The following is a 21,323-nucleotide window of genomic DNA, read 5'->3' as shown; positions in this document are numbered from 1 at the left end:
ACAACCTCCACATATATTTGACTTTACCATCCATTAACCTACTGCATACCCGGTAAATTGGCGTTTAAAAGATGAATGAAACCCAATAACTATATCGTTTGTAGGTACACCCATATATACGAGTCGTTCAGCAACAGACTCTTCGGTGCCGTTATATTGAATCAAAATTTTACCTTCTTGAATGTCAAAGTGCATCACCGGACCAAATACCCGTTTATCTCTTTGCCAGCCAACATAAGCAAGTTGATAATGGTCGCGTTCAGTGTCAAAAATTAATTCCGCTTTTACCGTGTCTGTAGTGGTGGCTATTTGGGCATGTTCGCTCAAGATTTGTTTGACAAATTGTCGATAGCGTTCTATATTATCCATAATTTTTGTTGGGAATCCAGAATTACTGCGTTAATAATATTAGGTGGGGATTTTCAGGCATTTATTGCGTGATTACACATGATGTCACATTTGAGAGCGTGCGTAAGTCCTAATCTTTGCCCGGAGCGATAAATCGCTCACTACGAACACAATTTTCATTTTACTAATTAAAAAGGGATAGGTATTTTGCCTATCCCGCAATAGTTATATACATTTTTCAAATTGGCGATACTTACTTTGAGTAAGAGCAAAGCTAAACTTAAAATCCAGTCGGTAGAAGTACTTCGTTAACTTCAATAATTACACCGTTGCTGGCAACGGTAGAAGGATACTTACCGATCGCATTATTTAACTTGACTGTACCAGTAGAATCGTCAACAACAATTTTCACCGGCTGACCTTCAAGAGTTTTGACTGCACCACTATCGACCTTTTCTTTAGTGATTTCACCGGCAACCAAATGATATTTCAAGACTTTCATTCGGTTTGCTGACTGGCTATATCGCTTGAAGACATCTTTAGGTACTGCGTTAAAGGCTTTATCGGTTGGCGCAAAAATTGTGTAATTACCTTGCTTGAGAGTATCTAGAAGACCAGCTTGCTTTAATTCATCCACAAGATTAGCAAATTTACCATCCTGTATTAGCGTTTGGGCAATGTCTTTCTCAGAATTGCGATAGGGAACGCTGCTGTAAGCAGAAGGCTGAAAAAGAGCATAACGCGGATAGAATGATCTGGGTTTAGCTAAGACAGGAAAACCGATCGCTGTAGTAACACCAGCAATCGCCACTAAACAAGTCAACTTCTTGATTGAATTTTTATTAAGCATAAGGGTAGGTGAACTCGACCTAAACTGTATAAGAAAAAGCGGAAAGTCTGAGCGGAGGTTTCCTCCGTTCGCGTTCGCCCTTGGCGTTGCCGCAGGCTAGCGTTGCCGCAGGCATCAGAACGCATCCTCGAAAAGCGATCGCGCTTTTACAACTAGTATATATTGAGAGGGCGATCGCTCAAAAAATGCAAATATCAGGCTTTTCTGATTTAATATCTGCAATTTATAAGCATTTTCAACCGATGCAAAAGCCTCTATACCAGCTATGAAAGCAACAATCCTGGTTTAGAATACAAGCGATCGCTTTCACTTTTCCTATAAATCGCTAATTTTCTTATTTTTACTTAATGCGATCGCTTCTGGTAAAAATACCGTTCGGTATGGAAATCGCCTCTATACTTGTGTAGTCTTTATACGGACGCGATTATTCACGTCTGTACAGTAGGGAAGGGTGCATTATCTGATACAAACAAAATCTGGGTTGTGAGTTTAAAGCTTGCTTTTGAACTCCACCCTTTTATCTGTATTAATATAGCGGTTATTGGTTGAGTCCAATACACTCGTAGGGGCAAAGGCTAGCCGTGCCCCTACACGCGACGGACGATAGAACAATGCAATTGCATCCAACTAAGAACGGCTATGTTTGCGAATTTAACAGCAATGCGGGAAAGAGTGCATTGCTTAAGTACCAAACCCGACTAAAATAAATACGCAACTCGCACTTCCACAGGAGTATCCAGTTGTGCAGCCAGACTTATTAGGTTTAGAAATTACCAAAGGGGAACTCAGACGCTTAACTGGATTCGATCCAGATGATGTCTTTCGACCCTCGATTATCAAAGATAAAGAAAAACGATGGGGATTTTTCTTCAATGAAATGCTTGTGGCTTTAGCACTCACCCCGATAATTGTCGGGTTTATTTATGCATTTATCATTTTGCCGACAATTGGATCTTCGATTTTAATCGGAATCAGCTTACTAACTATCGTACCAATTACCGTGCTATTTGGGCGTTGGTTATGGCGGCGAAAAACTTGTCCCCAAGCACTGACAATACTTTTAGATGAAGTTGATAAATATCATGGAGTTATTCAAGCAATAGATATTAACGATCAACTGGCAACATCTGGGAATGAAAGTACTATCAATGATAGAGACAATGTTATCGCGGCTTTGCAACTTATTAGAGAAGATTTAGTTCGCGCTCTGAAAACAGAGCGAGTTTTGCGAGATAATAAAAAATTACTGGCAAATAACCAAGAGTTATTTGTGAATAATTTAGCCAATCTGCAAGCTTTACAAGTTAGTAGTCAAGCAAGCGAATACGCTCAACTTCTCAATGAATCATTGCAGATTGCCGTTGAGGTACAAGCAGAGATAAGAAAGTTACATTCTTCTAGTTGATATTAATGAGCAAAAAACCAAAAATAATTGTTTTGGATGATGACCCTACAGGTTCTCAAACAGTCCACAGTTGCTTGCTATTGATGCGCTGGGATGTGGATACTTTACGCACAGGTTTACAGGATGATTCCCCAATTTTCTTTGTACTAACTAATACAAGGTCGCTACCTCCAGAATCAGCCGCATCCGTAACTAAAGAAGTCTGCCATAACTTAAAATTAGCGTTAAAAGCAGAAGAAATTAACGATTTTCTGATTGTAAGTCGTTCTGATTCGACTTTACGCGGACATTACCCGATTGAAACTGACGTTATTGCGGCTGAACTCGGTCCGTTTGATGCTCATTTTCTCGTACCCGCGTTTTTTGAAGCCGGACGCATCACTCGCGATAGTATACATTACTTAATTATCGACAGCGTACCCACCCCAGTCCATGAAACTGAATTTGCCCGTGATTCGGTTTTTGGCTACCATTACAGTTACTTACCTAAGTATGTAGAAGAAAAAACTCAAGGACGTATTAAAGCTGATGCAGTAGAAAGATTTTTACTTGCCGATATTCGTGCTGGCAGTCTGGAAAAACTGATGAAACTCACTGGTAATCAGTGCGCTGTCGTTGACGGTGAAACTCAAGCTGATTTAAATCGCTTTGCTGAAGATGTGCTGAGTGCAGCTAGTCTTGGGAAACGCTTTTTATTTCGCAGTGCTGCGAGTATTTTAACTGCTTTGGCGGCATTACCGACCCAAGCGATCGCAGCCGAAAATATGGCTGATTATGTACGTGGAGGCAAACCAGGTGCAGTTATCGTCGGTTCTCATGTCAAAAAAACGACTCAGCAGTTAGAAAAATTATTACAAGCAGACGGAACAGTAGGAATCGAAGTCAATGTACAGCGATTGCTTGATGAGTCAAATCAATCTGCTACACTACTAACCGAGATTCTTGAAAGTACGCAGGCAGCACACAACGCGGGAAAAACACCAGTAGTTTATACCAGTCGTCAGGAACTTTCTTTTAAAGATGTAAAAACACGGTTAGACTTTGGAGAAAAAGTTTCTGGGTTATTAATGGATATTGTCCGGGGTTTACCATCTGATATAGGATTCTTAATCAGTAAGGGTGGTATTACCTCAAACGATGTCTTAAGTAATGGTTTAGCATTGACAACAGCGCGTTTACTCGGTCAAATTTTAGCTGGTTGTTCGATGGTGATTACTCCATCCGATCATCCCCAGTTCCCTAACTTGCCAGTGGTGCTATTTCCCGGTAATGTCGGTGATGCTGATGCTTTGGCAACTGTATATCAAAGATTAACTAAAAATACTGAGTGAGGATGTTGTTGCCTACAACTAATCTCAAATATAGCAATTATCCTTTCATGATGAATAAGAGCGCTCGTGTATTGTACACAACTCTTGACCGCTATATTAGACTTGTTGCATTTATTTCGGCAAAGGGCAAAGCGAAAAGCAAGAAAGCGATAAGAAAAACATGCCCTTTTTTGCTCACTGATAGTGTAAAAATCAATGAATGCACTCTTACATATCGCGGAGTTCAAAACAAAGTCTAAAAATCCCTACTTTCTTGTCCCTTGTCCCTACTCCCTTGTCTTTTGGCTGGTGTTGCATGACTTCTGATTATGCTATCTCCGATTTAAATTCTGCTGAAAATAACTCTGATGTAGAAGCAAATTCTACCCCAGGTGATACAGAGTCAAATTCTGTCCTTCCCGATAAAGAGGTAGATTCTGTCCTTGTATATTTAAAGTCGAATTCTGAACTTACCGAAGGTGAGGCAAATTCGGCTTCTGAGGAGGATGTAAAATCAAATGCCGAAGGTGATGTAGAATTCACTGATTTGCCGTTGTTAGATAGCACGGTAGATAATAAGATCCAAGTTCAGTGGAAAAGTGAAGCAGAAAGGCTGTTGTTAATTTTACCAACAGAATCGCAAGTGCCTCCCTCAGAAGTCAGCTGGTCTGAGATTTGGCAACAAATGAAACTGCGGTTAAAGGGTGGCGATCGCTTTCGTTTACCGAACACACCAGTGCATCTGGTAGCACGCGATCGCTTGTTAGATACCAGACAACTGCAAGAACTCGCCGAATCTTTAAATGAAGTTCAACTTCAGTTAAAATCAGTTTCTACCAGCCGTCGGCAAACAGCGATCGCTGCCGTATCATCTGGCTATTCTGTAGAACAAGTACAACCCGAATCTACCCTCAATTTAGCCTCACAAACAGCCCCACAACCCCTAGCAGATGCCCTTTATCTGCAAATGACCGTGCGTTCGGGACACTTAATTCGTCACCCAGGCAGTGTAATTATCTTGGGAGATTTAAATCCAGGTGGTATTGTAGTCGCAGATGGAGATATTCTAGTTTGGGGTCGTCTACGTGGAATTGCTCACGCCGGTGCTGGTGGCAATCGCGAGTGTCTAATTATGGCTGTACAAATGGAACCTACCCAACTGCGGATTGCCGATGCTGTCGCTAGGGCACCCGAAAAATCCCCGTTGCAATTTTACCCAGAAGTGGCACATATCACCCCCGAAGGAATTCGCATTTCTAAAGCAAGTGATTTTTCCCGCTCGCAATTAAATAAGATTTAAGGGGAAAGGGGAAGGGGGAAAGGGGAGGCAGTGCGGTCTTGGTGTCGGACCAAGTGGAGCATCTGCCGTGAAAGGGGAAAGGGGAAGGGGGAAAGGGGAGGCAGTGCGGTCTTGGTGTCGGACCAAGTGGAGCATCTGCCGTGAAACGGGAAAAAAGTGGAAAAGAAGAAAATAGAAACTTTTGAGGATTTAAAAGTATGGCAAAAAGGTATTGAGTTAGTCAAGCAAATATACTTAGTAACTAAAGATGGTGAACTGAGCAAGGATTTTGGCTTAAAAGACCAATTAAGGCGTGCATCAGTATCAATCCCCACCAATATTGCAGAAGGCTTTGAAAGATATTCCCGTAAAGAATACTTGAATTTTCTCAATTTTGCTAAAGGTTCTGCGGGGGAAGTTCGTAGCCTTTTGAGAGTAGCATTAGAAGTAGGCTACTTAGAGCAAGAAGTTTACGCTCAACTTTATAGCCAAGCTATGCAGTTAAGTCGTATGCTATCTAATCAAATTCAATCTCTAAATCAATCACTAAAATAATAAAACCTTTCCCCCTTTCCCCTTTCCCCCTTCCCCTTTCCCCCTTCCCCCTCTTCCCTTCCCCCTTCCCCCTTCCCCCTCTTCCTTTCCCCTTTCCCCCTCTTGTTCGATCATGACTCGCATTATTGTTACAACCTCCGGTAAAGGAGGCGTGGGTAAAACCACAGTTTCCGCAAATTTGGGTATGACTTTAGCCAAAATGGGGCGTCAAGTAGCCTTGGTTGATGCGGATTTTGGTTTGAGAAATTTAGATTTGTTGCTAGGTCTAGAAAATCGCATAGTTTATACGGCGGTGGAAGTCCTAGCAAGAGAGTGTCGTTTAGAACAAGCTTTAGTTAAAGATAAGCGGCAGCCAAATCTGGTGCTTTTGCCCGCAGCTCAAAACCGCAGTAAAGATGCCGTCACTCCCGACCAGATGAAGTTATTAGTGAATGCACTGGCGCAGAAGTATCAATATGTATTAATTGATAGTCCAGCGGGAATTGAAATGGGGTTTAAAAATGCGATCGCCCCAGCCAAGGAAGCTTTAATTGTCACCACCCCGGAAATTGCTTCCGTCCGCGATGCCGATCGCGTAGTCGGGTTACTAGAAGCACAAGGCATCAAGCGGATTCATTTAATAATTAACCGCATCAGACCCGCAATGGTTCGGGCAAATGATATGATGTCAACTCAAGATGTTCAGGAACTTCTGGCAATTCCCTTGATTGGCGTAATACCCGACGACGAGCGCGTTATTGTTTCAACCAATCGCGGCGAACCTTTGGTATTAAGCGAAACTCCCTCTTTAGCTGCCACAGCCTTTGAAAACATTGCTCGGAGATTGGAAGGGGAAACAGTCGAATTTCTTGAGCTTGACTCACCCCCAGATAATATCTTCACTCGTTTGAGAAGATTGCTTTGGACAAAGATTGTTTAATTTCCAGTCTTCGCACACCTAGCCGCAATGATTCTTGAATTTCTCGAAAGACTTTTTTCTCGCACTCCTGACACCAGTCGCACACAAGTTAAACGTCGCTTGCAACTGGTGATTGCTCACGATCGCGCTGATTTAGATCCTCAAACCTTGGAAAAAATGCGGCAAGAAATCTTACAGATAGTTTGTCGCTACGTAGAAGTTGAAATGGACGGTTTGGAGTTTTCTTTAGAAAGCAACGAACGAACGACAGCCTTAATTGCTAATTTACCCATCCGCCGAATTAAAGAAACTGTACCGAACTTAGAAAACAACGATAAATCTCAGTAATTTTACTCTTTATGCTTTGTCGAATTATTCATGATTAATCTGACTAAAAACATCGAAACCGTCGTAGAGACGTTCCACACCGAACGTCTCTACAATATGTTTGATTTGCCGTATTTGATATTAGATTTGACTATTCTGCTCTCAAAACCAGATTATACTTTTCTAACAATTCCAAAGAAACATCTGGAAGATTAAGAAGTATATCATTCCATTGACTATAAGCTTGTAAAGCCTCCACAACTATTGAAAGTGGTTCAGAGAAAATGTTCTCAAAGTCTGCTTCTTGTGGAAATTGAATTTTATAAGCTAATTGTTCTTTTGGGGGGACAAATTGAGCATCAACATTATTACGATTACCTCTTGCATCAACACGATACCAACCTATTTTGGGTAAGTAAAGTGCATTGAAACCATGTAAGCTATAAGGTTCACCATTATCGTTAATGCTCAATCTTTGATAGCAAAATCCTGCGGGAATGTTATTAGCTCTTAGTAGTGCTGCTAGCAAATGACTCTTAGCAAAGCAATAACCTGTTTTGTATTTGAGTACATCTGAAGCTCGACAGGTGAGAGGATTCATTTGATAGTCGTAGCTATGATAAATTTCATCCCTTACCCATTCAAAACAAGCTTTGGCGATCGCCTCTAATGTTTCATATCTTAATGCAATTTTTTTCGCCAGTTCTATAATTGTCGGATGTTGCCAATCAATCACTTCACTTACTTTGAGATATTCTTCCATTTTGCTTCTTTTTCAAATAACAACTAACAACCAACAACCAACAACTAACAACCAACAACTAACAACTAACAACCAACAACCAACAACCAATAACCAACAAACAAAAAACTCCCGCCATAGCCGATCGCTACAACGGGAGAATAATAAGAAGATTTTGTATAAACTATCGATAAGCGACTTGTGGACCTGCCCAAACTTGTGTGACTTGTTCACCATAAGTAGTAGGCTGATCTACCTCAGTTGCGGCGCCAGTTTTACCATCACTAGAAACTGTTACTAAGGGCCAGTTTTCATCTCCTAATTCACCGGTACGGAACATGACATTATCAGGTTGATTTTTGCTCCAACCTAACAACACGGAAATTTTATCGTGTTGTTCGTTACCATCGCTAGGGGCAACAGTATTAGTGTTATTCTTTTGGCGATCCCAAATCACCGCGCTATCGGAAGCATCGGATGTATTAAATACGGCTTCAAATCTACGTGCTAAAAAGCGATCGCCTTTTTCAGACCAGCTGACAGGAACTAAAACGCCAATAGTTCCTTCACCGTTAGGATCGGGTGATGATAGCTTAACATTCAATAGCGCATCTCTATTATAAGAAGTTGAAGACACTACCCGTAAATTCTTGGTTTGCCTATCTTCAATAAACAGAACACTGCTAACCCGGCTATTGTGCATTTGGGACTTTACTTCTAGTTGTACGCGGCTATAAACAGCATACCTACCATCCGGAGAAACTACAGGTCTACTGCGGAAATAGCGCACTCCACCACCCTTGGAACTCATAGCCTCTTGAGTAGACTGTATCCATTCCCAAGGAATAGGATAAGGACTTCCTATCGGATCTGTCTGTGCTGTTTGAGACTCATCAGGCTGGGGATCGACATTTATGTTTGTTGTATTTGGTTGCGATCGCCCTGTTGCCGGCGAGATTGTCGCTGCGTCTAATGATTCATCAGCAGGTTTATCTATTGCGATAACAGTATCTTCGCTTGTCAAAGACTTGAGTTTAGCAGCTTTCAATCTTTCCACTAAATTACTTTGACTGCCAGATACACTCGTGGGTGGTGCGAGTTCAACCGCTGCCAAGGGGTCGGGAGTAGATGCCTCTTCCTCGATTAATGGTGCGAGTTCAACAGCTGCCAAAGGGTCAATAGTAACTTCTTGACTTGACAGAGAATTATCTTCTGCTGTCAAAGGCTGCACTTTATCTGATAAAGGTGATAATTGCGGGTCAACAGCAGCTATTTCCACTGGTTCTGAGTCAGAGTTTTCTGACACAGGAGTGATTTTAGCTACCTGTGATTGTTTCGCTGAACTAGAGTGACCCGATGCAGCCACTAAAGGTGCGATTAAAAGCACAACGACAACATACTTGGTGAATGGTTTCACGCGGAACCATTCTGACAGCAAAAGGGTTTTAAGCATGTTTTAACTCTCTAGAGGGCGGTTGCTGTGTGAGGAGCACCTGCTGAGACAGTGACGGGGCAAACTACATTATATGTATAACAACAAACTAATTGGTTGAACCAGATATTTTATTCAAATTTTGCACAGTTTTACATAAACCACGAAATGCCCTATACCTTGAAAAAGTACTAAGCTTTTACGATAAATGCTAGCAGTGTACTGACACAAAGCACAGAGGAACTACTGAGATACAGAAATCCCCCGCGCTAAAATTCAACTACACCAAAATACAGGTACCCCCAATTGGCTGTTGAACGCATCAATTGTACTAACTACTTTTACTGGCAACCTGCGCTCATACGACGTGTTTGTTTATTGTGGCATTAGTAAAAGCTAACCTATTATAGGCAGCCTATTTTTATTTTGTGCCACACAGCAGACCCCGATAACTGTAAAAGTATGACCATTATCAAAAATTTGGTAAACGCACAACCAATAATACTCTAAAAGTACTACTGGCATCTACCAAAAGACATAAATCGCAATTACTTTTGCAAGCATTGCAAAAGCAAACTACTACTTAATTGATATTAACTACAACGAAAGCCGAAGTCTTTGGGAACTATTAGGAACGATATTGAGTAGTAAACTCAGAACAAAATGTTCTTAGACATCGCAAGGCAATTTAATTCGCCAAAAGCAGATGCGTTTCATACTGGCTTATCTGCCAGATGATTTATTATAACCCTGGTTAGCGATGCTGTCTTTTACAAGCACCAGATTATTTTACAGCTAAATGAGCAATTTTTTAGTTAGTGTGATTTTGACACTCCCACAAGCTAAAGCTACAGGGATTCTAGTCGTTGCCCATGCGAGGGATAAATCCACTCGCATGGGCGTTTTACTAGTTAAGGGGACTGTCATTGACCCCACCCTCTACATCGGTAGCAACCATTGCAGTTACTGCGGTCTGAAGATTTAGAGGGCATGAAAAACCGAGCCATTGACCAATGTTTTGAGAGGCATTCCAATCAGCATTACAACGATACCCATCAAATCCTTTAAACCAATCTCCATTACGCTTACCAATCACGCCATTGCGGTGGTCTGACTTGCTAGTGTATGCAGCGGGAACTAATTGAACGGGTATACCAGAACGAATCGCTTTATAGCGAGTGAATAATTCTAGCTGATAAAATGCCCAACTATCTAGGGATTTGGCAGCATCAGATTTTGTCTTCTTGTTTTGTCTCATCGTTTGACGACAACCAGACAAATCCTCGAACCGCAACCCCATTCCAAAATCAATAGCAAACTGCACAAGTTGTTTGGAAATGACGTGATTGATATGGGTCATAATGCGTCTTTCACGTTGCTCTAGTCGCTTCACTTCTTTGAGTTGTTTGGCGCTTTGGAGTTGGGCGCGAGTACGTTGAAACTGTCGTCTCAATCCTTTTACTCGTCCACCTTTCCAGAACTTGCCAAACCCGCGTGTCAGCGCAGCGACAGCAATATTATTTTGTCCTCTATCTACTCCAATCCAGTGTTCAACTGATATTGCATCGGGAACTTCCATCGATACAGAAACAAGTGCATACCAAATCCCTTTTTTCGACTTACAAAGCTTGAGAGAGCCTAATTTGGCTGTCCGTGCAATGATTTTGTCCAGGACTTGAGAATGCGACGCACTGTGGATAGATAAAGGCAAACGTCCTTTCCTGCCACGCAGTAAATTGAACGCAATTGTGTACAAATCACCCTGCTTGGATATCTCAAAGTTTTGATTATTTGTTTCTAACCACATTCGTTTAAAACGCTTAACTTTTGTTTTGGCATTTGTATTCCGAATAGTTTGATTAATCCAAGCAGAACCAATCTCTACATGCACAAAGGCAGAACTAGTTAACTTATAGCGCTCTTTTTTATCAAGACGCAACAACTCGTTAGCCACTTGAGTGTTGACGCTTGTTAGCCGTTCAAATTCAAGTACTTTATTTTGGTTAAGTCGATAAAAAGGTAGCTTTAGTGTTAATGTTAGTTCTGCCATAAAAGTATGATAACGCTATCTTACACAAGTGTGTAAAATAAAAACGGCAAGTTTAAACTTGCCGTGTCGTCTTTCATCCCTCTCTTTTTAAAGGAGGGATGAAAGACTCCCGTAAAAGTCTTGGTAAAAAAGCAAAATTTTAGGGAATGGGTAATGGGTAATGGGTAATGGGAATAAAAATAATTACCACGTTTTCAATGCCTCATTCCCCATTTCCTATTCCCCATTCCCAATTCCCTATTCCCTATTCCCCATTCCCTATTCCCCATTCCCTATTCCCTAATTTTTTATGAAAGTCGTATTTTTTGGTACTCCCCAATTTGCTGTACCTACCCTAGAAAAATTGCTGAATCATCCAGAATTTGAAGTTTTGGCAGTAGTTACCCAGCCAGATAAACGTCGGGAACGCGGTAACAAACTTACACCGTCACCGATAAAAACTGTCAGCACTGCTGCTAACCTACCAATATGGCAACCCCAGCGCATAAAAAAAGACACTGAAACCTTAACTCAATTGAAACAATTACAGGCAGATGTGTTTGTTGTAGTTGCCTATGGGCAGATTTTATCTCAAGAAATCTTGGATATGCCCAAATTCGGTTGTATTAATGTACATGGCTCGATTTTGCCGAAATATCGGGGTGCGGCTCCGATTCAGTGGTGTTTGTATAACGGTGAGAAGGAAACCGGGATCGTGACAATGTTAATGGATGCGGGGATGGATACCGGAGCGATGCTGCTTAAAGCTACTACACCTATTGGATTATTAGATAATGCTCAAGATTTGGCAATTAGGCTATCTCTAATCGGTGCTGATTTGCTGGTGGAAACGCTATCTCAGCTAGAACAAGGAGAGATTCAACCAATTGCTCAAGACGATTCACAAGCTACTTATGCACCTTTAATCAAAAAACCGGATTATGCGTTGGATTGGTCAAAAAGCGCTCTTGCATTACACAATCAAATTAGAGGCTTTTACCCCAACTGCACCGCTACCTTTCGCAACCAACCGCTAAAAATCACCGCCACCGCTCCCCTTGGTTCTGCTTTTTGGAGTGAGTTACCACCAGAATTACAAGAAATAGAGCATAAGCTGCCGGATTTGTCAACAATATCAAGTAATCCTGGAGTTGTGGTAAGCATTGTCAAGGGAGTGGGAGCGATCGCTCAAACCGGCGATGGTTTATTATTGCTACGAGAAGTTCAGCAAGCCGGCAAACGTCCCCAATCAGGATGGGATTTTGTTAATGGTACCCGTTTAGCTGTAGGAGAAGCGTTTGCCGGTGGGAGTTAGGAGTGGGAGTGGGGGAGTGGGGGGACAAGGGGGAGTGGGGGGACAAGGGGGAGTGGGGGGACAAGGGGAGCCAGCGCGTTGCGGAGGTCACGAACGTTGTAGCGACTGGCACAGGACAAGGGGGACAAGGGAATTGCTAACTCCTAACAACTAACCACTAACTCCGCTCCTCCTAACAACTAACTCCGCTCCTACTAACAACTAACTCCGCTCCTCCTAACCACCAACCACCAACCACTAACTAGCTAACTTTTAACTCTTCATAAAATCGGCAAGAGTCGCAGGGTCCTTCTGGGTTAACTGCACAGCGAATAATTTCTGAATTAGCATTATAGCAGCAGGTGGCATCTCCGACTACCCAACGTCCGTTTACCAAACTTTTCTCTGATGGTCGTTTGGCAGATTGGACGTAAAGAGCTATATTTTGTAAACGGTAACGTCCTGCCTTAAGCTGATATTTGTGGCGTCGCTCTAAAACTGCGTAGGTTTTACCTTGCAAATCGAGATAGTTTCCAGGTTGCGGTGTCCAATCAAATTGTACGTTCCCAAGGGATTGGCGCGGATGCGTCAGAATCACCTCGGTTGAAAGAGATGGCTCCATAAGCTTTTGTAATTTGGTTTACATTATTAGGATGGTAACGCACTCTTGTTGCCTAATCTTGCTTAGTTTATGTTAGGGTTAACGATTTGCCTGCGTAGTGAGGACTTCAGTCCTCACTACGAAAAGTGTAAGTTTCCTAACAATCAGCAATACATCTTTTATAAATGACTTGAGAAAAGTTACACCGATGCGCTAGTGTTCATAATCGTGACTGCATGTTGTGACATCAGGCGATGACAAATCAATCTTCCCCAGAAATTCCCATCAGCACTTGGAGCCGTCCTATTGGTAAGGGGTGGGACAAACCTTATACTGTTCGTTATGCGAGTAATATTGATGATGGTCCCTGGCATGGAATGCCTTTAGGCGGTTTTGGTGCAGGTTGTATCGGTCGTTCTTCGCGGGGAGATTTCAACCTTTGGCATATTGACGGGGGGGAACATACTTTTCAAACTATCCCCGCTTGTCAATTTAGTGTATTTGAGTCAGATGGAAGTTCTTCTCAAGCATACGCTTTGTGTACGCGATCGCCTGAGGATGATAGTTTGGCTGCGTGGAAGTGGTATCCAACAGGGGGTGAGGATGAGGGGGACGCGATGAATCGCGTCACTACGGGGAATTATCACGCTTTATATCCGCGCAGCTGGTTTGTGTATGAAAATGTGTTTCAAGCACAGTTAACTTGCGAGCAGTTTTCGCCTGTATGGGCAAATAATTATCAACAAACTAGCTATCCGGTGGCGATGTTTGTCTGGACTGCTCATAATCCAACTGATGCACCTATTACTCTCAGCATTATGCTCACTTGGCAAAATATGGTGGGTTGGTTTACTAATGCTGTCAAATCGCCTGAAGTGCGAGTGCGCGATGATGGCAGTCCGGTTTACGAGTATCAACCGCGTTTGGGCGAAAGTGAAGATAATTATAACACAATAGTTGAAGATGAAGAAAGTCAATATATCGGGTTTGAATTGGGTCAGGATTGGCTCGAAGAACCTGTAAAAGAAGGTGAAGGGCAATGGTGCATTGCTACCAAAAAACATTCCCAAATTGAATTATTTTATCATAGCCGCTGGAACCCTGTAGGCACGGGTGAGGATGTGTGGCAAAGCTTCGCGGAAGATGGTTCTTTGACGAATTATCTTGATTATACATCGGCAGCGGCGGGGGAACAAATAGGAGTTGCGCTTGCGGTTCGTTTTACTCTGCAACCTGGGGAAACTCTAGAAATTCCCTTTGTTCTTGCCTGGGATTTTCCGGTGACAGAATTTGCATCTGGAATCAACTATTACCGCAGATATACAGATTTTTTTGGTCGCGATGGCAAGAATGCTTGGGCGATCGCCTTCACTGCTCTTCAACAATACCAAAGTTGGCGATCGCAAATTCAAACTTGGCAACAACCAATTCTCGACCGCGAAGATTTGCCCTCTTGGTTCAAAATGGCTTTGTTTAATGAGCTTTACAACTTGACTAGCGGTGGTACTCTCTGGAGTGCAGCGTCAGAACTCGATCCTATCGGTCAATTTGCAGTTTTAGAATGCTTAGATTACCGCTGGTATGAAAGTCTCGATGTGCGGTTATATGGTTCATTTGCTTTGTTGATGCTGTTTCCGGAACTGGAAAAAGCGGTAATTCGTGCCTTTGCACGGGCTATTCCTCAAAGTGATGAAACTGAACGTATTATTGGCTACTATTTGACAATCAAGGCAGAAAGTCCGAGAGCTATCCGGAAAGCAGCAGGGGCAACACCTCACGATTTGGGCGCACCGAATGAACACGTTTGGGAGAAAACAAATTATACCAGCTATCAAGATTGCAATTTGTGGAAGGATTTAGGCTGTGATTTTGTTTTGCAGGTATACCGTGACTATTTGTTTACAGGTTCTAATGATATAGAATTCTTAGCTGATTGCTGGAATGCGATTGTGCAGACTCTTGATTATGTGAAAGATTTTGATAAAGATGGCGATGGTATTCCGGAAAATTCTGGGGCACCTGACCAAACTTTTGATGATTGGCGATTGTTAGGTGTAAGTGCTTATTGTGGTGGGTTGTGGTTGGCAGCTTTAGAAGCGGCGATCGCTATTAGTGATATTTTGATTACGAACCGCAGAGGCTCAGAGAGCGCAGAGGAGTTAAGAGAGAGAAAATCGATTTATGAGGGTTGGTTGGAAGAATCGCGCTTCATTTATGAGGAAAAACTCTGGAATGGTCAATATTATCGACTTGATAGTGAAAGCGGTTCTGATGTGGTGATGGCGGATCAATTATGCGGTCAATTTTATGCGCGTTTGTTAAGTTTACCTGATATTGTTTCAGGCGATCGCGCTTTTTCTGCCTTACAAACGATTTATAATACTTGCTTTCTCAAATTCCATAATGGCAAGTTTGGTGCTGCTAACGGTCTTCGTCTTGACGGTTCACCAGAAAATCCTCAAGCTACTCATCCTCTAGAAGTTTGGACAGGAATAAACTTTGGACTGGCGGCTTTTCTGGTACAAATGAAAATGAAAAATGAAGCATTTAGCTTGACGCAAGCTGTTGTGCAACAAATTTATGACAATGGTCTGCAATTCCGCACACCAGAAGCAATCACCGCATCTGGTACATTTCGCGCTAGTACTTATCTCCGCGCAATGGCAATTTGGGCTATTTACTTAGTTATTGGTGAATAATCTGTGCATGTTTAGTTTGTAGTTATTTCTCTAGTAGGTCAACCCAATTAAACGCGCATACCCTACAAGCTGATTTTGAGGAAAGTCAAAATCTACCAGACCCTATCACAGTCCGGAGAATTCCCCCTTCCCTCATAGGGAAGGGGGGAAGGGGGGTTAGGTCTCCTGAATGTAGTTCATTCAATTGAAAACTACTGTAATCTGAGATACGAAATGATATTTAGGAAAACTTGCAGATAATTAAATATCTGCGTTTTTTAGTTTAGCTTGCGGTAAGTCATTCTCAAAAATATTTCTACATCTCTGGTTACACTTTCCGGTTATTTAAAGAAGTAATAGAAAAGATGACTAGTGGTTAAGTTTGAGCGAAGGAAAGACTCAAGATTACTAGTTGAAAAAATGCAAATATTACTAGATTGAGCCAAAACTATAACCAATATCACATTAATTATGTTCACAATGCACAATTTTTTAGTTCAAAAAATGCTTTTATCAGGATTTTTTTGTGAAGCCACGATGCGTGAAAATTTTATCTGTAAAAATGAATGGAACACAAATAAATTTCCTTTCAATCACATTTATCTGCAATCTATGTTTAAACTAAAAGAGGACTTATAGCAGCTATTTGCTTGATGGTTATTTTTTTAAATTCCAGTTAAAGGATAAGTAAAATTTTGATAGAGTATGGAAGGGCTATTAACGGGAATAGGCGAAATTTTCTCACTATGCACTCTTTGGGCAATTAATACACTGGTGGAACAAGTAATTGGGTTTTGCCAAAAAAATGTTTGATTTGATACAGTTATTTCACGAAAAACCGCTGAAAAATGATAGAAAAGCAATTAGTAATTAAAAACACAATGAATTGCGTTTTTCAGAGGCTGTTGGAATAAAGCTAAATCCAATCGCTTAAGTAATTGTCAGTTTTTTTGGTGCTATAATAGCACGCTCCGCCAAAGTTAAAAAGTTTACTAAAACATTTAAGATTAAGCCATGAACTCCTTTTCGTCGTTAAGAGTTCAGGGAGAGCTGAAATATACAAGCAATCAGCATCCCACTCGCAATGCGGCTATCCTCGGATTGTTGAGGTTAGTTGCGGGTAATACAAACTTAGCATTTGACTTTAGCTCTTTTTGGAAAATTCTGGAGTTTCAACTAGGTGACGATTTGACTAACTACGGTATCTTTGGAGATGAAGACAGCCGTAATGTTGTTTACTTAGTTTGCAGTGGAAAAGTGCGATTGCTAGGCTTTGATGCAACTCAAAGACGAGAAGTGTCAACTCAGTTGCTTGCATCAGAGCAAATTTTTGGCGCGGACGATTTCTTTATTCATCAATCTTTACAATATCGAGCGATCGCCTCAACTGGGGGTTTGATTGCTTGCATTTCCCTAAATGACTTAAAACCGTGGTTCAGTGAAATACCCAATCTTAAAGATTATTTACAACAAATAACTGTCGAGCGACAAAAGCTGATTTTCTTAAAAACCCATACAGAATTTCGTTCGCAAACAAGCCTTAAACTACAAAAACTCTTACCCAACTTCAAACAAATCAAGATAAATGCTGGCGAATCTTTGTTAGAAGTTATTCCACCTGACCAAGGTCGCTTTTGGCTGAAGAGTGGAAAGATTCGCACTTTATCAGACACTCAGCCACCAGTTGTAGGAGAAAGCTGGGGATATCCGATGACGCTACCAACTTGGATTGCCGAAAGTGATTTACTATTATATCACCTGCCGCGAGAAAATTGGGAATTGGCTTCTTCGGCTCCTCAATTAGTCAATCAGCAGCAAGTTGTTCAAACTGGCACAGCAAATCACCAGGAAATCGAAGAACGCAGAGCTTTTAAATATGGGGTTCGCTCAACAAGCAGCTCCTCTTCTCCCCCATCTCCCCCATCTCCCCCATCTCCAGAAATAGCTCCCCCTGCCTCCCCTGCCTCCCCAGCTCCCCCTGCTTCGTTATGGCGTCGCTATCCTTTTATTCAACAGCACAGTTCTTCAGATTGTGCTGCCGCATGTTTGGCGATGGTTAGCCAATACTGGGGTAAACGCTTGAGTTTGAACAGTTTGCGTAACTTAGCACAGATAGACAAAACCGGTGCGTCTTTTTCAGGTTTAGCGGCAGCAGCAGAAACGTTGGGATATGATACGCTAACCGTGCGGGCTTCTTTGAGTAAGTTGGAATGGCAAATCAACCCTTGGATCGCCCACTGGCAACAAATTCACTACGTAGTTGTTTGGCGAGTTAAAGGCGATCGCGTCATCATTTCCGATCCGGCGATCGGCAAGCGATCGCTTTCGCGCCAAGAATTTACCGCTGGCTGGACAGAATATGCTGTGCTTTTACATCCCACAGAACGCTTCCAAGCGATTGAAAGCGAAAAAATTTCCGCTACGCGCTATTTGCAGTTATTTCGCGATTACCGCTACCTTTTAGCGAAAATTATTCTTACTTCATTGTTGCTAGCGATTTTTGGGCTGGTAACTCCTTTATTTGCTCAGTTGTTTCTCGACATGAAACAAGTGAAAAGCAGCATCACATTAAATGTGCTTGTTGGCAGCTTTCTTTTTTTTGGCATTTGGCGTGTGGCGATCGCCGCATTCCGGCAACACCTTCTAGACTATTTCGCCAACCAAATCGACTTGACATTAATTAGCAATTTTATTCGCCACGCGCTAAAGTTGCCATTACAATTTTTCGCTTCTCGCCAAGTCGAAGACATAATCAGCCGCGTTCAGGAAAACCGTAAAATCCAACAGTTTCTCACCCGTCATGCTGTGAGTGCAATTATAAATGCACTTTTTGGTTTTGTCTATATCGGATTCATGGCTTTTTACAACTTGCCGCTGACGTTGCTGGTAGTGCTGTTTGTTTTAGCGATCGCAATATTGAATTTGGCGGCAAATCCGTTGCTCAATCGAGTGTCGCGAGAAATCGCCAACTCAGCAGCAGCGCAAAATTCATCTTTAGTTGAGGCGATCGCAGGTATTACCACCATCAAAAGCGCAGCAGTTGAAAGCGAAATCAGTTCGCGTTGGCAAGAACGCTTTATGGATATGTTGAAAGTGCGGTTTCAGGGGCAGAAACTAGCTAACAACTTGCAACTAATTAGCAATTTGCTGAATCACCTCGGTACTACAGCGGTATTGTGGTGTGGAGCGACTTCGGTAATGAACGAGCAAATGACGATTGGTCAGTTTGTCGCTTTTAACATGCTTGCCAGTAATGTCCTCAATCCAGTTTTGGCAGGAGTGAAAGTATGGGATGAGTTCCAAGAAGTGCTGATTTCCATAGAAAAGCTGAATGATGTCTTAGAAGCGGAACCTGAAGAAAATCTTCAAAAACCGCTATCGGTGCTGCCACCGATTCAGGGTGAGGTAATTTTTGAGAATGTGTCTTTTAGTTACAACCAAAGTGAACGGCACATTTTGCAAAATATTTCTTTTAAGGTGAAACCCGGACAGACGATTGGCATTGTTGGTGCTAGCGGTGCGGGTAAAAGCACTTTAGTAAATTTGCTGGCTGGTTTATATCCTGCAAGCGCGGGACGGATTTTGATTGATGGACATGATATTGCTGATGTTTCTCTGCAATCGTTGCGAAGTCAGTTAGGTGTGGTGCCGCAAGAGTGTTTTCTGTTTTCGGGGACGATTTGGGAAAACATTACTTTGTTTGACTCGCAGTTGACTGTCGAGAGTGCGATCGCTGCTGCCAAGTTAGCCGAAGCACACACCTTTATCGAAGCGCTGCACGACGGTTACAACACCCAAGTGGGACAAGGTTTGATGCTGTGTGATGAACAGAAGAAAAAAATAGCGATCGCTCGCGCACTTGTCAGGAACCCTCAAATCTTGATTTTAGATGAAGTCACAAGTTCTCTAGATGCATCACAACGTCGGTTTCAACAAAATTTAGCCCGGTTGAATCGTACCACTTTCGCGATCGCCCATCATCTTGGTGTCGTTCGCAATGCTGACTGCATACTTGTCTTAGACCGAGGTATCCTTGTTGAGCAGGGCACTCATCAAGAACTAATGGCAATTTACGGTATTTATTACAACTTATATCAACAGCAATTTAATCTGTAAAATCACTGGTATCAATTATTTATCTCTTAACCTCAAAACATTTTGATTGAGAATAATTTTGTTAAATTCACTACTTAACTTTATATAACTTACTAAACAACGTAACGATTTACTCGCTTAAATTGCTGCGTCTTTTTTTTGCCAAAAATTTACTTATGGGTATTTTATCTTATTTAGAAAAAATCTTTTACAGGTTAGGATATTATATCATATCTATTCACATTTAACAACTTGTTATCTATATTTAGTTACTGACTTTTATGCAAAACTTACAAGCTATTTATGCTGATTTTGCAATCATGTCATAACCGCCAAAGTCTTTGCTATCAACGAGTTAAGACAAAACTTGCTGCAACAATAATATTAAATTTTATCAAATTAATTATTTATAATAATCAATAATATTGGTTTGACAAATGTCATAACTACAGTTTTATTTCCATCTTATTAAGAATTTTATTTAATAGTACAGTTGACAAGAAAGGCAACCAAGAAAAAGTCTCAATTAAGTATTAATTGAGGGGTGTAACCCCCTATCAAATAATTAATAAAGGACAAAATAGAAAGTTGCACAACACTTAAGTAAATCTCAGAAGATGAACTGTAAATTTGACTTATAAAAATGCCAAAATGGCAGATGACATTAACAGCAAAAAATAGTATAAATACAAATGTCACTCTTAACGATTGAAGATAAAGATTTTATCTTCGCCAGTCTAAGAACCAGCGGTTTTTTCTTAAGCCCTCCTAAAAAAAATGTAAATTTAAATACATACAAATATCAGGGAAAAGTAATTAAATTAGGAGTTGGCACAATTTCCATTTTTGACAAAGCTGTATCTACCAAAAGCCACACGCAGACTTTTCTGTGCCAGTCATCTGTCATGACGAAAGGTAAAAATTTACCTTTGACTTACAACCAAGCAACAGCTTTCAAACTGTAAGTCTGACTCTTGGGCTGAGTTCTTTGCCTTTAGACCAAACAAAATCAGACAGCATTGACAGCAGGAGTAGTAAACAAACTTGATTGCAAACAGTCGAGTTTCCCATCAATGGTCAGCTTATGGAAAAAATGATTTTAGTAAATGCAGTCGAAACCTCAAGTCAACCAAGCACAACAGATAGTCAGCAAGTGCTTTCCCAGCAGGTGGTATTAGCTTTAGATAAAACAACCGCAATTACCACTAGCCATTTGCAAAACACTATAAAGGCTCTTGAGCGTTTGTTAAAAGACCAGAAAACTGTAGAAGAGCGCATCTGTGAGAGGTCAATTTGGCAAGTGGTACAAACATTTGTGCGATCGCCCTTGGCGGCTCCGTACGAGCATCGCTCTTAATAATGCTCGACGATGCAAGCCTAGTTTTATTGCTGAGGAATGCTTCAGCAATCAGCAGATTTTGTCAACAAAAAAATCAAGGTGCAAATCAAACTTGATGTTGAGGGTAAGAGTTAGAGCGAT

General features: G+C 41.5%; 20 protein-coding genes. 14 read left to right on the top strand and 6 right to left on the bottom strand.

Annotation, left to right across the window (positions count from 1 at the left end):
• Nucleotides 1–33: 33 nt before the first annotated feature.
• On the bottom strand, nt 34–369 hold the full coding sequence (locus PI95_RS10870) for a XisI protein (RefSeq protein WP_039748046.1): 336 nt from the start codon (nt 367–369) through the stop codon (nt 34–36).
• A 259-nt stretch (nt 370–628) separates the two neighbouring features.
• Nucleotides 629–1,198: a fasciclin domain-containing protein gene (locus tag PI95_RS10865; RefSeq protein ID WP_039748048.1), complete on the bottom strand. Its 570-nt coding sequence runs from the start codon at nt 1,196–1,198 to the stop codon at nt 629–631.
• 80 nt (nt 1,199–1,278) lie between these two features.
• Here PI95_RS10865 and PI95_RS10860 point away from each other — a divergent pair, with 80 nt between their 5' ends.
• The 7 genes from PI95_RS10860 (at nt 1,279) to minE (ending at nt 6,993) form a co-directional block, all read left to right on the top strand.
• Nucleotides 1,279–1,467 carry a hypothetical protein gene (locus tag PI95_RS10860; protein WP_163518788.1) on the top strand — a complete coding sequence of 63 codons (189 nt, stop codon included), beginning with the start codon at nt 1,279–1,281 and terminating at the stop codon, nt 1,465–1,467.
• Between the two features lie 473 nt (nt 1,468–1,940).
• On the top strand, nt 1,941–2,603 hold the full coding sequence (locus PI95_RS10855) for a magnesium transporter (protein ID WP_039748050.1): 663 nt from the start codon (nt 1,941–1,943) through the stop codon (nt 2,601–2,603).
• Nucleotides 2,604–2,608: 5 nt separating this feature from the next.
• Nucleotides 2,609–3,934: a four-carbon acid sugar kinase family protein gene (locus PI95_RS10850; protein ID WP_039748051.1), complete on the top strand. Its 1,326-nt coding sequence runs from the start codon at nt 2,609–2,611 to the stop codon at nt 3,932–3,934.
• 295 nt (nt 3,935–4,229) lie between these two features.
• Nucleotides 4,230–5,213 (top strand): septum site-determining protein MinC, encoded by a 984-nt coding sequence (gene minC / locus PI95_RS10845; protein ID WP_039748933.1) that lies wholly within the window; start codon nt 4,230–4,232, stop codon nt 5,211–5,213.
• A gap of 156 nt (nt 5,214–5,369) precedes the next feature.
• The gene (locus tag PI95_RS10840) at nt 5,370–5,747 is read left to right on the top strand and encodes a four helix bundle protein (RefSeq protein ID WP_039748055.1); all 378 of its coding nucleotides are present in this window, start codon (nt 5,370–5,372) and stop codon (nt 5,745–5,747) included.
• Nucleotides 5,748–5,859: 112 nt separating this feature from the next.
• Nucleotides 5,860–6,666 (top strand): septum site-determining protein MinD, encoded by an 807-nt coding sequence (minD, locus tag PI95_RS10835; protein WP_039748056.1) that lies wholly within the window; start codon nt 5,860–5,862, stop codon nt 6,664–6,666.
• Between the two features lie 27 nt (nt 6,667–6,693).
• On the top strand, nt 6,694–6,993 hold the full coding sequence (gene minE, locus PI95_RS10830; protein ID WP_039748058.1) for a cell division topological specificity factor MinE: 300 nt from the start codon (nt 6,694–6,696) through the stop codon (nt 6,991–6,993).
• A 130-nt stretch (nt 6,994–7,123) separates the two neighbouring features.
• On the opposite strand, the gene PI95_RS10825 is transcribed toward minE, so the two are convergent.
• The 3 genes from PI95_RS10825 to PI95_RS10815 all read right to left on the bottom strand — a co-directional run bounded on the left by PI95_RS10825 (nt 7,124) and on the right by PI95_RS10815 (nt 11,196).
• Entirely contained in the window at nt 7,124–7,735 is a 612-nt protein-coding gene (locus PI95_RS10825) for a transglutaminase-like domain-containing protein (protein ID WP_039748060.1), read from the bottom strand.
• A 163-nt stretch (nt 7,736–7,898) separates the two neighbouring features.
• Entirely contained in the window at nt 7,899–9,167 is a 1,269-nt protein-coding gene (locus PI95_RS10820) for a hypothetical protein (RefSeq protein WP_039748062.1), read from the bottom strand.
• An 886-nt stretch (nt 9,168–10,053) separates the two neighbouring features.
• Nucleotides 10,054–11,196 carry an RNA-guided endonuclease TnpB family protein gene (locus PI95_RS10815; protein WP_039748063.1) on the bottom strand — a complete coding sequence of 381 codons (1,143 nt, stop codon included), beginning with the start codon at nt 11,194–11,196 and terminating at the stop codon, nt 10,054–10,056.
• 160 nt (nt 11,197–11,356) lie between these two features.
• Here PI95_RS10815 and PI95_RS36760 point away from each other — a divergent pair, with 160 nt between their 5' ends.
• The 3 genes from PI95_RS36760 to PI95_RS10805 are packed head-to-tail and all read left to right on the top strand — an operon-like array spanning nt 11,357 to nt 12,644.
• Complete coding sequence (locus tag PI95_RS36760; RefSeq protein WP_268896737.1) at nt 11,357–11,479, top strand: hypothetical protein; 123 nt, start codon at nt 11,357–11,359, stop codon at nt 11,477–11,479.
• Between the two features lie 6 nt (nt 11,480–11,485).
• Nucleotides 11,486–12,490, top strand: a complete 1,005-nt coding sequence (fmt, locus tag PI95_RS10810) for a methionyl-tRNA formyltransferase (RefSeq protein WP_039748064.1) — start codon at nt 11,486–11,488, stop codon at nt 12,488–12,490.
• Between the two features lie 16 nt (nt 12,491–12,506).
• On the top strand, nt 12,507–12,644 hold the full coding sequence (locus PI95_RS10805; RefSeq protein ID WP_163518787.1) for a hypothetical protein: 138 nt from the start codon (nt 12,507–12,509) through the stop codon (nt 12,642–12,644).
• An 87-nt stretch (nt 12,645–12,731) separates the two neighbouring features.
• Here PI95_RS10805 and PI95_RS10800 read toward each other — a convergent pair whose 3' ends face one another.
• On the bottom strand, nt 12,732–13,091 hold the full coding sequence (locus PI95_RS10800) for a DUF6464 family protein (protein WP_039748065.1): 360 nt from the start codon (nt 13,089–13,091) through the stop codon (nt 12,732–12,734).
• Nucleotides 13,092–13,324: 233 nt separating this feature from the next.
• On the opposite strand from PI95_RS10800, the gene PI95_RS10795 reads away from it, so the two are divergent.
• From PI95_RS10795 to PI95_RS10780, 4 genes are all read left to right on the top strand, one after another.
• A complete protein-coding gene (locus tag PI95_RS10795) occupies nt 13,325–15,769 on the top strand; it encodes a GH116 family glycosyl hydrolase (protein ID WP_039748066.1) in 2,445 nt (814 codons plus the stop codon).
• Nucleotides 15,770–16,762: 993 nt separating this feature from the next.
• Nucleotides 16,763–19,864 (top strand): cysteine peptidase family C39 domain-containing protein, encoded by a 3,102-nt coding sequence (locus tag PI95_RS10790; protein ID WP_039748067.1) that lies wholly within the window; start codon nt 16,763–16,765, stop codon nt 19,862–19,864.
• 671 nt (nt 19,865–20,535) lie between these two features.
• Nucleotides 20,536–20,808, top strand: a complete 273-nt coding sequence (locus PI95_RS10785) for a hypothetical protein (protein ID WP_039748068.1) — start codon at nt 20,536–20,538, stop codon at nt 20,806–20,808.
• Nucleotides 20,809–20,891: 83 nt separating this feature from the next.
• Nucleotides 20,892–21,200 (top strand): hypothetical protein, encoded by a 309-nt coding sequence (locus tag PI95_RS10780; RefSeq protein ID WP_039748069.1) that lies wholly within the window; start codon nt 20,892–20,894, stop codon nt 21,198–21,200.
• The last annotated feature ends 123 nt before the right edge of the window (nt 21,201–21,323 follow it).

Source organism: Hassallia byssoidea VB512170 (genome assembly GCF_000817785.2).
Lineage (GTDB): Bacteria > Cyanobacteriota > Cyanobacteriia > Cyanobacteriales > Nostocaceae > Hassallia > Hassallia carrinoi.
This window is presented reverse-complemented; position numbering and strand designations above follow the sequence as displayed.

What these genes read in the sequence shown, in the direction of transcription:
- PI95_RS10870 (WP_039748046.1), bottom strand. Translation starts at nt 369, where the DNA reads ATGGATAATATAGAACGCTATCGACAATTTGTCAAACAAATCTTGAGC.
- PI95_RS10865 (WP_039748048.1), bottom strand. Translation starts at nt 1,198, where the DNA reads ATGCTTAATAAAAATTCAATCAAGAAGTTGACTTGTTTAGTGGCGATT.
- PI95_RS10850 (WP_039748051.1), top strand. Translation starts at nt 2,609, where the DNA reads ATGAGCAAAAAACCAAAAATAATTGTTTTGGATGATGACCCTACAGGT.
- minC (WP_039748933.1), top strand. Translation starts at nt 4,230, where the DNA reads ATGACTTCTGATTATGCTATCTCCGATTTAAATTCTGCTGAAAATAAC.
- minD (WP_039748056.1), top strand. Translation starts at nt 5,860, where the DNA reads ATGACTCGCATTATTGTTACAACCTCCGGTAAAGGAGGCGTGGGTAAA.
- minE (WP_039748058.1), top strand. Translation starts at nt 6,694, where the DNA reads ATGATTCTTGAATTTCTCGAAAGACTTTTTTCTCGCACTCCTGACACC.
- PI95_RS10825 (WP_039748060.1), bottom strand. Translation starts at nt 7,735, where the DNA reads ATGGAAGAATATCTCAAAGTAAGTGAAGTGATTGATTGGCAACATCCG.
- PI95_RS10820 (WP_039748062.1), bottom strand. Translation starts at nt 9,167, where the DNA reads ATGCTTAAAACCCTTTTGCTGTCAGAATGGTTCCGCGTGAAACCATTC.
- PI95_RS10815 (WP_039748063.1), bottom strand. Translation starts at nt 11,196, where the DNA reads ATGGCAGAACTAACATTAACACTAAAGCTACCTTTTTATCGACTTAAC.
- PI95_RS36760 (WP_268896737.1), top strand. Translation starts at nt 11,357, where the DNA reads ATGGGTAATGGGAATAAAAATAATTACCACGTTTTCAATGCCTCATTC.
- fmt (WP_039748064.1), top strand. Translation starts at nt 11,486, where the DNA reads ATGAAAGTCGTATTTTTTGGTACTCCCCAATTTGCTGTACCTACCCTA.
- PI95_RS10800 (WP_039748065.1), bottom strand. Translation starts at nt 13,091, where the DNA reads ATGGAGCCATCTCTTTCAACCGAGGTGATTCTGACGCATCCGCGCCAA.
- PI95_RS10795 (WP_039748066.1), top strand. Translation starts at nt 13,325, where the DNA reads ATGACAAATCAATCTTCCCCAGAAATTCCCATCAGCACTTGGAGCCGT.
- PI95_RS10790 (WP_039748067.1), top strand. Translation starts at nt 16,763, where the DNA reads ATGAACTCCTTTTCGTCGTTAAGAGTTCAGGGAGAGCTGAAATATACA.
- PI95_RS10785 (WP_039748068.1), top strand. Translation starts at nt 20,536, where the DNA reads ATGTCACTCTTAACGATTGAAGATAAAGATTTTATCTTCGCCAGTCTA.